This window comes from Plantactinospora sp. B6F1, from assembly GCF_040120695.1.
GTDB lineage: Bacteria > Actinomycetota > Actinomycetes > Mycobacteriales > Micromonosporaceae > Plantactinospora.
The window spans coordinates 658,928-671,987 of record NZ_JBEEAC010000001.1; the positions used below are offsets into that span (position 1 = coordinate 658,928).

The 13,060-nt window shown below is 70.8% G+C and carries 14 protein-coding genes; 6 read left to right on the forward strand and 8 right to left on the reverse strand.

Going from position 1 to position 13,060, the window contains the following annotated elements:
• Positions 1-90: 90 nt before the first annotated feature.
• From ABNF97_RS02695 to ABNF97_RS02715, 5 genes are all read left to right on the forward strand, one after another.
• A complete protein-coding gene (locus ABNF97_RS02695) occupies positions 91-594 on the forward strand; it encodes a DUF2231 domain-containing protein (RefSeq protein ID WP_349337573.1) in 504 nt (167 codons plus the stop codon).
• Between the two features lie 96 nt (positions 595-690).
• Entirely contained in the window at positions 691-1,092 is a 402-nt protein-coding gene (locus ABNF97_RS02700; RefSeq protein ID WP_349337523.1) for a hypothetical protein, read from the forward strand.
• Between the two features lie 2 nt (positions 1,093-1,094).
• On the forward strand, positions 1,095-1,691 hold the full coding sequence (gene folE, locus ABNF97_RS02705; protein WP_130462913.1) for a GTP cyclohydrolase I FolE: 597 nt from the start codon (positions 1,095-1,097) through the stop codon (positions 1,689-1,691).
• A gap of 113 nt (positions 1,692-1,804) precedes the next feature.
• Positions 1,805-3,028, forward strand: coding sequence for an NAD(P)/FAD-dependent oxidoreductase (locus ABNF97_RS02710; protein WP_349337524.1), 1,224 nt, complete (start codon positions 1,805-1,807; stop codon positions 3,026-3,028).
• Between the two features lie 591 nt (positions 3,029-3,619).
• Positions 3,620-4,978 (forward strand): cellulase family glycosylhydrolase, encoded by a 1,359-nt coding sequence (locus ABNF97_RS02715; RefSeq protein WP_349337525.1) that lies wholly within the window; start codon positions 3,620-3,622, stop codon positions 4,976-4,978.
• Positions 4,979-5,019: 41 nt separating this feature from the next.
• Here ABNF97_RS02715 and ABNF97_RS02720 read toward each other — a convergent pair whose 3' ends face one another.
• The 6 genes from ABNF97_RS02720 to ABNF97_RS02745 all read right to left on the reverse strand — a co-directional run bounded on the left by ABNF97_RS02720 (position 5,020) and on the right by ABNF97_RS02745 (position 10,075).
• Positions 5,020-6,147 (reverse strand): ATP-binding cassette domain-containing protein, encoded by a 1,128-nt coding sequence (locus ABNF97_RS02720; protein WP_130462916.1) that lies wholly within the window; start codon positions 6,145-6,147, stop codon positions 5,020-5,022.
• Positions 6,144-6,995, reverse strand: coding sequence for an ABC transporter permease (locus ABNF97_RS02725; RefSeq protein WP_502930432.1), 852 nt, complete (start codon positions 6,993-6,995; stop codon positions 6,144-6,146). The genes ABNF97_RS02720 and ABNF97_RS02725 overlap by 4 nt, the downstream gene beginning before the upstream one ends.
• Positions 6,996-6,998: 3 nt before the next feature.
• Complete coding sequence (gene modA / locus ABNF97_RS02730; RefSeq protein ID WP_349337526.1) at positions 6,999-7,799, reverse strand: molybdate ABC transporter substrate-binding protein; 801 nt, start codon at positions 7,797-7,799, stop codon at positions 6,999-7,001.
• Positions 7,796-8,221 (reverse strand): TOBE domain-containing protein, encoded by a 426-nt coding sequence (locus tag ABNF97_RS02735; protein WP_130462919.1) that lies wholly within the window; start codon positions 8,219-8,221, stop codon positions 7,796-7,798. The genes modA and ABNF97_RS02735 overlap by 4 nt, the downstream gene beginning before the upstream one ends.
• Before the next feature lie 259 nt (positions 8,222-8,480).
• Positions 8,481-9,512, reverse strand: coding sequence for an NlpC/P60 family protein (locus ABNF97_RS02740; protein WP_207230521.1), 1,032 nt, complete (start codon positions 9,510-9,512; stop codon positions 8,481-8,483).
• A gap of 101 nt (positions 9,513-9,613) precedes the next feature.
• Complete coding sequence (locus tag ABNF97_RS02745) at positions 9,614-10,075, reverse strand: hypothetical protein (protein ID WP_130462921.1); 462 nt, start codon at positions 10,073-10,075, stop codon at positions 9,614-9,616.
• Between the two features lie 938 nt (positions 10,076-11,013).
• Here ABNF97_RS02745 and ABNF97_RS02750 point away from each other — a divergent pair.
• Complete coding sequence (locus ABNF97_RS02750; RefSeq protein WP_349337527.1) at positions 11,014-11,721, forward strand: hypothetical protein; 708 nt, start codon at positions 11,014-11,016, stop codon at positions 11,719-11,721.
• Positions 11,722-11,810: 89 nt separating this feature from the next.
• Here ABNF97_RS02750 and ABNF97_RS02755 read toward each other — a convergent pair whose 3' ends face one another.
• On the reverse strand, positions 11,811-12,470 hold the full coding sequence (locus ABNF97_RS02755) for a nucleotidyl transferase AbiEii/AbiGii toxin family protein (RefSeq protein ID WP_130462922.1): 660 nt from the start codon (positions 12,468-12,470) through the stop codon (positions 11,811-11,813).
• A complete protein-coding gene (locus tag ABNF97_RS02760) occupies positions 12,467-12,823 on the reverse strand; it encodes a hypothetical protein (RefSeq protein ID WP_130462923.1) in 357 nt (118 codons plus the stop codon). Before ABNF97_RS02760 ends, ABNF97_RS02755 begins: the two co-directional genes overlap by 4 nt.
• Positions 12,824-13,060: the final 237 nt, after the last annotated feature.

A 13,060-nucleotide genomic window follows, 5' to 3' on the forward strand; every position in this document is an offset into this window, starting at 1 on the left:
CTGTTGAATTTATTCGGTAACCGGTGCAGGATCGGGATTAGCAACCATGTCCGTTGGTGAAAATCCCTGAAGGTGGTCCTGGTGCACCACATGAAACAGGCGAAGCGACCGGTCAGCGGCCTCGCCGGACCGTACGGACACCCCCTGCACCCGGCGCTGGCGGCGGTGCCGGTCGGTGCCTGGGCCGCCAGCTTCGTCTTCGACATCGCCTCCCGCGTTGTCGACGAGTCGCAGGTCGCCGCGCAGGGTTCGCGCTGGTTGATCGGTCTGGGCGTGCTCGGAGCCCTGGCCGCCACCATGGTGGGGTTTCTCGATCTGTTCGCGGTTCCCGCTGGCACCAGGGTCTTCCGTACGGCTCTGCTGCACATGGCGATCAACCTCGCCGTGACCGGTGCTTACGCGCTGGGCTTCGTGCTGCGCGGCGACCAGCCGGCCGGTCCGGTCGGCGGGGGGCTGCTGGCCCTCTCCGCCGCCGCACTCGGCGGGCTGGCGGTCGCCGGCTTCCTCGGTGGCGAGCTGGCCTTCCGCTACGGCGTAAGGGTGGCCGACGAGGCCACCCAGGCCGAGGGATACCGGTCCACAAGGGGCACATGATCGTCGATCCCGACCGCGTCGCCGCGACCAGAGACGCGACGCGGGCCGCCGCGCCATGCTCGACAACCCTCGACGAAGTAGAACAGGAGTACTCCCATGGCCGTTGCCGCACTGATCACTTGGCTACTCACCGCCGTTGGCGGGTTCGTCATGCTCGGCAAGTGGATCGCCGGGGGCGGACACCGTCCGGGCGGCACCAGCCGGCTCGCCCCGGGCCTGGTCTTCGGTCACTTCGCCCTTGCCGCGATCGGTCTGGTGCTGTGGATCGTCTACCTGGTCGCCGGCGGCGACGTCCTGGCCTGGACCGCGTTCGTGGTGCTGCTGCCGGTGGCCCTGCTCGGCTTCACCATGTTGGCCCGCTGGATTCCCTCGGTACGTGGCTCGGACGGCGGCACCGACGCGAGTTTCCCGATTCCGGTCGTGGTCGGTCACGGTCTCCTCGCTGCCACGACACTCGTGCTGGTGCTGCTCACCGCTGCCGGCGTCGGAGTCAGCTGATCATGTCGGTCGTCCCGATCCGCGTGGCGCACGACCGGCCGCGCCGTGACATCGCCGCTGCCAGCCGCGCCGCCGCCACGTTTCTGACCGCACTCGGCGTGGACATCGACAAGGAAGGACTGGCGGAGACGCCGGCCCGGATGGCACGCGCCTACGCCGAACTACTCACCCCGCGTGCCTTTCAGCTCACCACGTTCGCCAATGACGGGGGGTACGACGAACTGGTACTGGCCCGGTCGATTCCGATCCGATCGGTCTGCGAGCACCACCTCCTGCCGTTCCTCGGGGTGGCGCACGTCGGTTACCTGCCGGGAGAACGGATTCTCGGACTGTCCAAGCTGGCCCGCGTGGTGGAGCTGTTCGCGCATGGGCCCCAGGTCCAGGAACGGCTCACCAAACAGATCGCCGACTGGCTTGCCCGCCAGCTCCGGCCCAAGGGCGTCGGTGTGGTCATCGACGCCGAACACCTCTGCATGACGCTGCGCGGTGTGCAGGCGGTCGGGGCCAGCACCGTCACCTCCACGCTGCTCGGCGCCCTGCGTGACGACGCCCGGTCGCGGACCGAGTTCTTCACCCTCGCCCGACTCGGCACAGGGTGAACCGCCCGGATCCGGCCCGTACCGCCGGGCGACCCGCCCGGTCCGACCAGCGGTACCGACCGGCCGGGCGGTACCGGCCGGTGCCGCACCACAGACCCAGAACGGAGAAGACCATGGCCGACCAACGCGCGTTCGTGATCGTCGGGGCCGGGCTCGCCGGAGCCCGCGCGGCCCATACCCTGCGCAGCGAGGGGTACGACGGTCCGATCGTCCTCCTCGGGGAGGAAGCCGAACCTCCCTACGAGCGACCGCCGCTGTCCAAGGGCCTGCTGGTCGGCGCGGCCGTCCGGGACAGCGTCTACCTTCACGAGGCGGACTGGTACCCCGGTCAGAACATCGAACTGCGTACCGGCAGCCGGGTCACCGGGATCGCCCGAGAGGCCGCCGAGGTGGTGCTCGCCGACGGGGAGCGGATCGGCTACCACCGGCTGCTGCTGGCGACCGGGTCGACCGCGCGGAACCTACCGGTCACCGGCACCGACCTCGACGGGGTGCTGCGGCTGCGTACGCTCGGCGACAGTGGCCGGCTCGCCGCCGCGCTCACCGAGGGTGCCCGCATCGTCATCGCCGGCGGTGGCTGGATCGGCCTGGAGGTGGCCGCCGCCGCCCGGCAGAAGGGTGCTGACGTGACCGTCGTCGAAACCTCCGACCTGCCCCTCGGGAGAGTACTTGGCGCCGGGATGGCTGGCGTCTTCGCCGACCTGCACCGCGAACACGGGGTGACGTTCCAGCTGCGCAGCCAGATCACCGAGATCCGGGGCATCGACCGGGTCGCCTCGGTGCTGCTCTCCAGCGGCACCGAACTGCCTGCCGACACGGTCGTGGTCGGCATCGGGGCCACGCCCAACACCGAACTGGCCGAGCGGGCCGGACTGACCGTGGAGAACGGGGTCGTCGTCGACCAGGCGCTGCGTACCAGCGACCCGCAGATCTTCGCCGCCGGCGACATCGCCAACGCTTACCACCCGCTGCTCGGCACGCATGTCCGGGTCGAGCACTGGTCCAACGCCCGCAATTCCGGCCCGGCTGCCGCCCGGGCGATGCTCGGCCAGGACGTGGCCTACGACCGGCTGCCGTACTTCTTCACCGACCAGTACGACCTGGGCATGGAGTACACCGGCCACGCCCCGCCAGGCAGCTACGACCAGGTCATCGTCCGGGGCGATCTGTCCAGGCGCGAGTTCATCGCGTTCTGGATCGCGTCCGGGCGGGTGCTCGCGGGCATGAACGTCAACGTCTGGGACGTGGCTGACCAGATCGGGGAACTGGTCCGGTCCCGGCGGTCGTTCGATCCGATTCGGCTCGCCGACCCGGATGTACCCCTGGCCGACGTCTGACGTCGTCGACACGGTCGCGGCGTGCGCGACGTCGCGTCCGCCGATTTCGGTCCCGTGATCGACTTGGCGACGATGGAATGTTGGCGGCCAGCCGGTCGTTACATTACGCGTACGGCTGAGTATCAGCGCCTGTGACCTGGGCAGATGCGAGGGTCCTCGGGAATGATCCCGGGCGCCCGCGTTCCTCACCGGACTGAAGCAGGTTGACGGCTGGCAGGACCTGCCGCTGACCGTGGCCGCCCAGAAGGTACAGGTCTCCGCGTACCCCGACGCCTACGCACAGTGGGAGGACCAGGCCGCCGACCTCGTAGCCGACGCCTGGACCAACAGCTAAGGAAGAACAAACCGAGGAAGGAAACCGAAGGCCGGACCCAGCCGGGTCCGGCCTTCGGCGTCTCCGGCGCATCGACAGGTGCGGATTGCGTTGTGCTCCGGCGGAGCGTACCGTGCGTCCACGAGCCGGATCATTCAGTAACGAGCCAATGGACTGTGCCCGACCCACCCCCGAGAGCAGGGCAGCGATCGTCGGGGGCGCACGCCCGTGGCCAACCCGCCCTGCCCCGATACCGGGGCCTCAGCTCGAGGTAGGTCATGAAAAGACGATTCGCTGCCTTCGGCGCCGTGCTGCTCGCGGTCGCCGCTTCCGTACTGCTGTTCGTACGGCCGGCGGATGCCGCCGTCGGCCTGCACATCAGCGGCCGAAACATCGTCGAGGCAAACGGCCAGACGTTCGTCATGCGCGGTGTCAACCACCCGCACGTCTGGTTCACCAGCCAGACCAGAGCATTCGCCGACATCAAGGCGCTCGGTGCCAACACCGTGCGGGTGGTGCTCGGCAGTGGCAAGCGGTGGGGCCCGTCCACCGACGTCGGTCAGGTCATCTCGCTGTGCAAGCAGAACCGGCTGATCTGCGTGCTGGAGGTGCACGACACCACCGGCTACGGCGAGGAGGGTGCGGCCGCCTCGCTCGACGAGGCGGTCGACTACTGGATCAGCCAGAAGAGCGCGCTGGTCGGGCAGGAGAACTTCGTCGTCATCAACATCGGCAACGAGCCGATCGGCAACACCAACGCCGGACAGTGGACCGCCGCCACCACCTCGGCCATAGCCAGGATGCGCGGCAATGGCTTCCAGCACCTGCTCATGGTCGACGCGCCCAACTGGGGCCAGGACTGGCAGTACGTCATGCGGGACAACGCACAGACGATTCTGGACGCCGACACCCAGCGCAACACCGTGCTTTCGATCCACATGTACGCGGTGTTCAACACCGCCGCCAGCATCACGGACTACCTCGACCGCTTCCGGTCCAACGGTTGGCCGCTGGTGATCGGCGAATTCGGCTGGCGGTTCAACTCGGGTGAGGTGGACCACGACACGATCCTGTCCGAGGCGAACGCCCGGGGCCTGGGCTACCTCGGCTGGTCGTGGAGTGGCAACACCGACCCGATCCTCGACATGGCCACCAGCTTCGACCCGAACCAGCTCACCACCTGGGGCGAGCGGATCTTCAACGGCGCCAACGGCATCAGGGCGACCGCCCGGCAGGCCACCGTCTACGACAGCGTGACACCGGGCCCGACCACTCCGCCGGTCACGCCCACGACCACCCGACCGGTGACCCCCACGGCCACCCCGACGGGCGGGAGCCGGGCCTGCACCGCCACGTACGCCGTGACCGGTCAGTGGACGGGTGGCTTCCAGGGCGACGTACGGGTGACCGCCGGCGGTTCGGCCGTCAGCGGCTGGACGGTGACCTGGACCTTCGCCGACGGCCAGCGCGTCTCGCAGGCCTGGAACGCGACCGTGACCAGCAGCGGGTCGAACGTGACCGCCCGCAACGTGAGCTACAACGGCAACCTCGCCGCCGGGGCGAGCACGACCTTCGGCTTCCTCGGGTCGTGGAACGGCACCAACAGCGCGCCGACGGTGTCCTGCACCGCGAACTGAACCGGCGGGGGCGGTACGGCTGGGGGAACCCGCCGTACCGCCTACCGGCCCGGCCGCCCTAGCCCGCCGGCCGCCGCCGGGTAGACGCGGGTCTCGGTCGCCTTCACCGCGGCCCAGAGCGGCTGCCCCGGAGCCAGCCGCAGCTGGGCGGCGGCGGCCGGGGTGATGTCGGCGGCGACCTGGACCGGGCCGCTCAGCTGGATCCGCAGGTTGTCCCCGTGTCGCTGGATGGCGGAGATGGTGGCCGGCCAGATGTTGCGGGGGCTGCCGTCGGGGCGGCCCGGGTAGAGGGCGACGGCCGAGGGTGGGAAGGCGACGAAGACGTCGCCGTGCGGATGCTCGGTGGTGGTGAGGAAGAAGTCGTCGCTGATCCGCACGATGGCACCGTCGCCCCGACCGCGATAGAGGTTGAGCCCGACGAGCCGGGCGACGTAGTCGGTCCGGGGTTGTGCGGTGATGGTGGCGGCGTCACCCTCCTGTACGACCCGGCCGTGCTCCACGATCATCAACCGGTCGGCGAGGACGAGCGCGTCGAGCGGATCGTGCGTGACCAGCAGCGTGGCGCCGGGATGCTCGGCGAGGTGACGTTGCAGCTCGGTACGGGTGTCGAGCCGGGTCCGGGCGTCGAGTGCGGCGAGTGGCTCGTCGAGGAGCAGAAGTGCGGGGTCGACGGCGAGGGCGCGGGCCAGGGCGACCCGCTGGGCCTGCCCACCGGAGAGCTGCCGTGGTTTCCGCCGGGCCTGTCCGGCCAGGCCCATCCGGTCGAGCCACTCGGCGGCACACCGCCGGGCCCGCCGGCGGTCCGCACCGTGCCGACGCGGTCCGAAGGCGACGTTGTCGAGCGCGGTCAGGTGCGGAAAGAGCAGATAGTCCTGGAAGACCACGCCGATGGGCCGCCGCTCGGGCGGTGTCCAGCGGTCCAGGTCGGGTCGGTCGAGGTCCCGGCCGGCGAGGGTGATCCGCCCGCCGGTGAGTGGCAGCAGGCCGGCGAGGGCCCGCAGCGCCGTGGTCTTGCCGGCACCGTTCGGGCCGAGGAGTGCGACGACCTCGCCGGCGCTGATCCGCAGCGCGAGGTCGAGCCGGAAGGCGCCCCGGTCGGCGACCAGGTGTGCGTCGAGCAGTGGCGTGCCGGCCTCGGCGTCGGCCCGGGTCACCGAGAGGGCGGTCATGGGGCGGTGATCCAGCGGTCCCGCAGGCTGGCCAGGATCGCCACCGAAACGGCGAGCAGCAGCAGGCTCAGCACGATCGCCGCCTCCAGGTCGGTCTCCAGCGCCAGGTAGACGGCGAGCGGCATGGTCTGGGTCCGGCCCGGGAAGTTGCCGGCGAAGGTGATGGTGGCGCCGAACTCGCCGAGCGCCCGCGCCCAGCACAGTACCGCCCCGGCGGCGATGCCCGGGGCCACGAGCGGCAGCGTGACCCGGGTGAAGGCGGACCACCGGCCGGCGCCGAGGGTGGCCGCCGCCTCCTCGTACCGGGTGTCGGCGCCGCGTAGCGCCCCCTCGACGGCGATGATCAGGAAAGGCATCGCGACGAACGCCTCGGCGAGGACGACGCCGGCGGTGCTGAACGGCAGGGTGATCCCGAAGGTGGCGTCGAGCCAGCCGCCGAGCAGCCCACGGCGGCCGAAGACGAGCAGCAGGGCGACGCCACCGACCACCGGTGGCAGCACCAGCGGAACGGTGACCAGCGCGCGCACGACCCGGCGGCCGGGGAACTCGACCCGGGCGAGCAGCCAGGCCAGGGGTACGCCGAGGAGCAGGCAGAACAGGGTGGCCAGGGTGGCGGTCTGCAGCGACAGCCGGAGCGCGGTGAGCACCTCCGGCTCGGCGAGTCGGTGCGGGAGGGTGCTCCATGGCGTGCGTACCAGCAGGCCGACCAGCGGCAGCACCAGGAAGAGCAGTCCGAGCGCGGCCGGGAGGAGCAGCGCCGCCGGCACCCGGCCGGTACGTCGACGCCGCCGTGCTGCCCCGCCCCTTCCGGCCGGGCTCGTCGCGGGTACGTCGTGCGGGAGTGCCACCGGCTACGGCGCCTGGAATCCGGCGGCGGTGAGTACCGCCAGGCCTGCGGCGGAGAGTACAAGGTCGACGAACGCCCGCCCGGCCCTGACGTTCGGCGCGTCGCTGAGCAGTACGATGGGGTATTCGTAGGCCGCACCGGCCGACTCGGGGAACTCGACTCCGTCGACGTCGCCGCCGGCGGCTCTGACGTCGGTCCGGTAGACCAGCGCCGCGTCGACCTCGCCCAGCCGCAACTTCGACAGCGCCGCCTTGACGTCCCGCTCCAGGGTGACCGGGGTGACCCGCACCCCGGCGGCGGTCAGCACCCGCCTCGCCGCCGCGCCGCACGGCACCTGCTCGGCGCAGAGCGCCACCTTGACGCCGGGCCTGGTCAGGTCGGCCAGCCCGGTCAGCCCGCCAGGATTGCCCTCCGGCACGGCGATCACGAGTTGGTTCCGCGCGAAAGTAGCCGGGGTGCCATCGCCGTTACCGGCGTCGGTGACGGTCTTCATGTTGGCCGGCGCGGCGGCGGCGAAGACGTCCGCCGGCGCGCCCTGGTTGATCTGGTTGGCGAGCGCGGAACTGCCGGCGAAGCTGAAGCTGACCCGCACGCCCGGGTGTGCCGCCTCGAAGTCCCGGCCGAGCCGGGTGAACGACTCGGCCAGCGACGCCGCCGCGAAGACCGTGACGTCTCCGGTGATCCGGGCACCGTCGCCGGCCGGTGGTGGGCTCGCGGTCTCGCCGCCGCTGCCGCAGCCGGGCAGGCACAGCACCGCCAGGACGGTCAGTGCGGCCAGCGTGGTACGGAATCGTCGGGCCCTCACGCGCTGGTCCTCGCTCGGCCGCCGGCCGTCGTCGCCGGCTTCTCCACCACGACCGTGGTCGATTTGATCACCGCGACCGCCACCGAGCCGACCTCCAGCCCGAGGGCGTCGACGGCTTCGCGGCTCATCAGCGAAACCAGCCGGAACGGTCCCGCCTGGATGTCCACCTGGGCCATCACCGTGTCCTTGACCACGGCGGTGACGATGCCCCGCAGCCGGTTGCGCGCCGACGACTCCTCGGCACGCCCCGCGGGCTCGCCCGCCTGTGCCTGGACGAACCCGGCGAGCGTCGCCCCGTCGATCAGCCGGTGCCCGTACTCGTCGCGTAGTGCGGGCAGCCGTCCGCCGTCGATCCAGCGGCGCACCGTGTCGGCGCTGACCCCGAGCAGTTCTGCGGCCTCACCGATCCGGAACACGGTCACCGGGCCAGGCTACTGATCCGCATCCGCAATGTGAAGACGGCTTGCCCACCCGCATCTGCCGCATCAGTCAGCCATAGCCCTCGGCATCTGCGGGTCGAGCGATGACCGAGGACGGCTGCCGTACCGGCCGGAGCCAACCGCCCCGAGCGAGCCGCCCGGTCGATTTGACGACCACCCACCATCCATCCACGATGGTCCCCGACATACCGATGTACCGATGTCCGCCGGCCGCGCCACCACCGGCGAACCGCGAGCCGCGCTACAGGTAGCGGCGCGCCCCGGCGTACTCGTGGGCGTACCGGTGCTGGTCGAGCTCGACGTACTCGACGCCGCTCTCCTCGGTGTCGGTGTTGGTCGGCGCGTCGACCACGTAGCCGTCGCCCGCGTACACGCCGACGTGGTGCACCCGTCCGGTGCCGTTGTTCCGGGCGAAGAAGACGAGATCGCCGGCGGCGAGCTGGTCCCGGGCGACCGGGGTGCCGGCGTTGGCCTGGTCCTGCGCGTCGCGGGGGATGGTGATGCCATGCGCGGCGTAGACGGAGTGGGTGAGTCCGGAACAGTCGAAGCCGAACCCTGCGGTACCCGCCCACAGGTACGGCAGTCCGAGGAACATCCGGCTCGCCGCCACCACGTCCGGGCCGGTCGGCCGGGGGATCTCGGCGGAGGAGCGGTAGACCGAGACGTCCGAGGCGGCCAGCCAGCTGGCCCCGTCGCTCGGGGTGGCCACCAGTACGGCCCGGTCGAGCCGGGCCAGCACCGGCAACCTGGTGTTGTAGCTCAACTCCATCGCCCGGCGGGTCCGGTGCGGGTCGTCGTACAGCCACGCGGTGGGCGTACGCACCAGTGCGAAGGGGCGGCCCGCGAAGCGGCCGAAGGTCTTCCCGTCGGTCAACTGCACCCTGGGCAGCCAGCCTGGGTAGCCCCGCTCGTCTCGGGGGGTCGGCTGGTCGGGTACGACCACCTGCACCCAGTCGCCGAGCTCCGCCAGGATCAGCACCCGCTGCCCATACGTCGCCTGGGTCTCCAGATCACCGATGAGCCAACGCCGCTCGGCGAGGGTCATCCCGCCCGTCCAGGCACGTAGGTCGACCGGGTTCGTGGTGGACGGCAGGTCGACGGGACGGTGCCGACCGGGCTCCACCCACAGGGTGGCCACCGAGACGTCGACATGTGCGGTGCGTGGCTCGGCACGCTTCGCCGGGGTCGCGGCGCGGGCGGCCGGGGCCGTGCCGAGCAGTGGACCGAGGACCAGCGGGGCGGCCAGGACGGTGCGGCGCGACAGTCGGGTCACGGCGATATCTTCCACCATGACAACGCGAGGCGACAAGAACCTACATCGATGGATCCGCTTCCCAGGCGACCGAACTGGCTACCGGAGCACCCGCGGGACGGTTATCGCGACCCGGTCACACTCCGGGCCGTCGTCGTCTTCGCCGTACTCCTGCGGGCACCCTTCGCCGCGGTGGCTGTCTTCGCGGTGGCCTTCTTGGCGGTGGCCTTCTTAGCCGTGGTGCCCTTCCGCGCGGTGCTCTTCTCGGCGGTGCTCTTCCTGCCGGGTACCCGCTTCGACGGTGCGGTCCGGGTGGCCGGAGCGGCCTTCTTCGCCTCCTTCGCCACGGTCGACGGCCGCTTCTCCGGGGTCTTCGCCGCGGTCGCCCCGGTGGCTCGTCGGGTGGCGGTGGCGACCTTCTTCGCTCTCGTGGCGCTCTTCGTGGGTGCCTTCTTCGCGCCGGTCGCCTTGCGGGCGGCGGCGGGCCTCGTGGGAGTGCGCTTGCTGCCACCTCGACCGTCCGCCGGCCGTCTGCCCTGGCTGACGGTCGATCGAATCGGGCCTGCTCGTCGTGCGTCGGCCACCTCGGCTCCTCCTCGTCCGGCTCTTTTCCTATCGCCTCGACCGCCTCGGTCTTCGCGCCAGGTGGCCGGAGCGGCCGACCCGGTCACCGCACGGCTCGGTGGCCCGGCGTCGGGATCCGGTACCACCGGGCGGATGGTCGCCACCGGTACCACCCGGCGGACCGGTGGCCGTCGGGTGTCGTGGGTCGCCCGGCGGGCAGGTCCCCGGTGTGTGGCGGCGCTGTCTCCCCTGGGTGCGGGTCCGCTAAACCCGACCCGGCCGTACCGCTGCCGCCGCCGGTCGGTCGACTTATCCGCACTTCACTCGATTGGGTGGCGTGGGAGATGCTTGTGGTGCTGGCCCTGGTTCGCGGCAGCTGCGCGTGGCAGGCGATCCCGCCGGGCGTTTTCGCATTACGACGGGTGTTTTGTTCATCAGATCGAGCGGCACCCAAGCCGCCTATCGTCCTAGGATGCTGTAGGGGTGGGCTGGTCGGTCACATCCGCCGAGAACCAAGGTCTGAGACGGCGGAACGCGAATCCGGTGGACAGGGCCGCAATCGGACACCAGGGCCTTCGGGGTCGATGCCCGGATCACGGCGACGTGCCGGGCCGGATCCTGCGCGACTCGGGGGAAGCCGAGATGTCTGATGGGCTCGCGCGGCGCGGATGCGATGTCCGCGAGGGATCTCTGCTCCGAAGTTCATGATCGACTGGGTGGTCGGTGGAATGTCGGCAGGCCGGCAGTCGTTACACCACCCGTGCGACCGAGTACCACCAGTCGTGACCTGCACTGGTGGCCAGGCGCCGGGGAATGATCCCGGGCCACCGGTCGTTACATACTGTGTTCGCCCGAGTACCGGCACCCCTGGAGCCGTGTGTGGGCGTACCCCTCTCTCCTCCAATGACACCCCATCCCCCCGGTGGGGTGTTCATCCCCGATTGGAAGGAAGACCATCATGAACACCACCATGTTCAGCCGATGGCTCCCGGCCATCGAGCAGACCTCCCTGATCCGTAGGACCGCCCTGGGTGTGGCTGGTCTGGCCTTCGTCGGCGGTACCGTCGCCGGCCCGGCCGTCGCCGCGCAGGCCGCCCCCGAGCACGTCGGCACCCCGGTGTCGCAATCGGTCCTGGCCGACAAGGACGACAAGGGCGACAAGGACATCCTCAAGCACGACAAGCGGGACAAGGACCGCAAGAGTAAGGATCGTAAGCCGTCGCGGGACAAGCTGGTACCGCACGGTGTGCAGGGCAAGCAGTCGAGGATCCCGCTGTCGGGTGAGCAGTCCGACAACGTCAAGGCGATCGTGAAGGCCACCAAGAACGCCGGCCTGGACGAACGCGCCGCGGTGATCGCGGTCGGTACCAGCCTGCAGGAGTCGAAGCTGGAGAACCTGGGTCACCTCGGTGCCCGCAACGACCACGACTCGCAGGGCCTGTTCCAGCAGCGCCCGTCCTCGGGCTGGGGCTCGGTGGAACAGATCACCGACCCCGAGTACTCCACCACCGCGTTCCTCACCGGACTGAAGCAGATCGACGGCTGGCAGAACCTGCCACTGACCGTCGCCGCGCAGAAGGTACAGGTCTCCGCGTACCCCGACGCCTACGCACAGTGGGAGGACCAGGCCGCCGACCTCGTCGCCGACGCCTGGACCAACAGCTAAGGAAGAACAAACCGAAGGCCGGACCCGGGTCGGGTCCGGCCTTCGGCATCCTCGGATCCGGAGCCTCAACCGAGGCGGGCGCACCCGGGTCAACGGGGCCAGGCAGCCAGCTTCGCGCGGATCGATCGGATCTGTGCGGCGTCCCGCCCGTACCGGGCGAAGCGCTGGTCGGGCAACCGGTCCAGGTAACGGCCGGCGGCGGTGATGTCGTCCGGCTCGATCGCCGGGTCGTACTCGGTGGCGAGCCGGATCAGGTCAGGTACGGCGTACCGGTCGAGCGCCGCCGCCACGTCGATGTAGTCGCGCACCTCACGGCGGGTGACCAGGGCGGCGGTCTTGCTGGCCACCAGGTCCTGGACGTGCATGACCGGACCGAGGTCCATCACCACCGGGCTGCGGTGCCGGTCCAGCCGGCCCAGGCTGAGCCGTAGCTGCCGCCCGCCCCTGCCGACCAGGAAGTCCTTCATGTCCAACTCGAAGCCGCTGAACAGCCCGGCCAGGTCGGTCGACGGGTCCTCGTCGACGACGGTGAAGCCGGCCGCCTCCAGCGCGGCTCGGACCTCTGCCTCGGCGCTGGCCGCTGCGCCGTCGACGTCGGCGAAGAGGTCGACGTCCTCGGTCGGTCGGGACACCAGCCCGTGCGCCGCCCAGGCCACCCCGCCGCCGAGGACGAATCCGTGCTTGTCGGCCACGGAGAGGGCGACCCGGGCGACCTGTCGGTAGAAGTCGTCGAGATGCGTGGTGGTCATGCCGCCCGGCGATCACCGGCGGCCAGCGACGGGTGCCGTCGCTCCCACGCCGCCCGCACTCCGCGCGGCAGGTTCAGCGAGGACCAGACCCGACGGAGGACCCGACCGTTGACGAACCGGCGCAGGTCGTCGGAACGGGTGGTCTCACGCAGGACGTTCTCGTACATCCAGAGCAGTTGGTCCGGGTCGTCGAGGTCGAAGCTGCGCTCCGGCCCCCACATGAGGCGCAGTGGCAGCACGATCGTGCCCCGGGTCGGGCCGGTCAGCTCGGCGACGGTCGCGGTCACCACGGCAGGCCGACCGGGGCGGGCCAGGTAGGCCACACCGGTTCCGGACGCGGCGACGTACTGCATGCGCTCAGGGTAGCCGGAAGCGGCCGGGTACGGATCGTCCGTACCCGATTTTGCTGGTCTGTCCGGCCTGCTGCCAGCCCCGAGTTCGGGTTCGGGCTGGGTCGGAATCCGGGCCGGGCCGACGGTGTCCGGCGGAAGGGCAAATCCGGAATGCCGGACTGGCCCGGCTGGTTGTTCATTGTCGGTACGCCCGCGAGGTCAGCCCCCTGGACCGCGGGCGTGCCTCCCTTGTGCGCT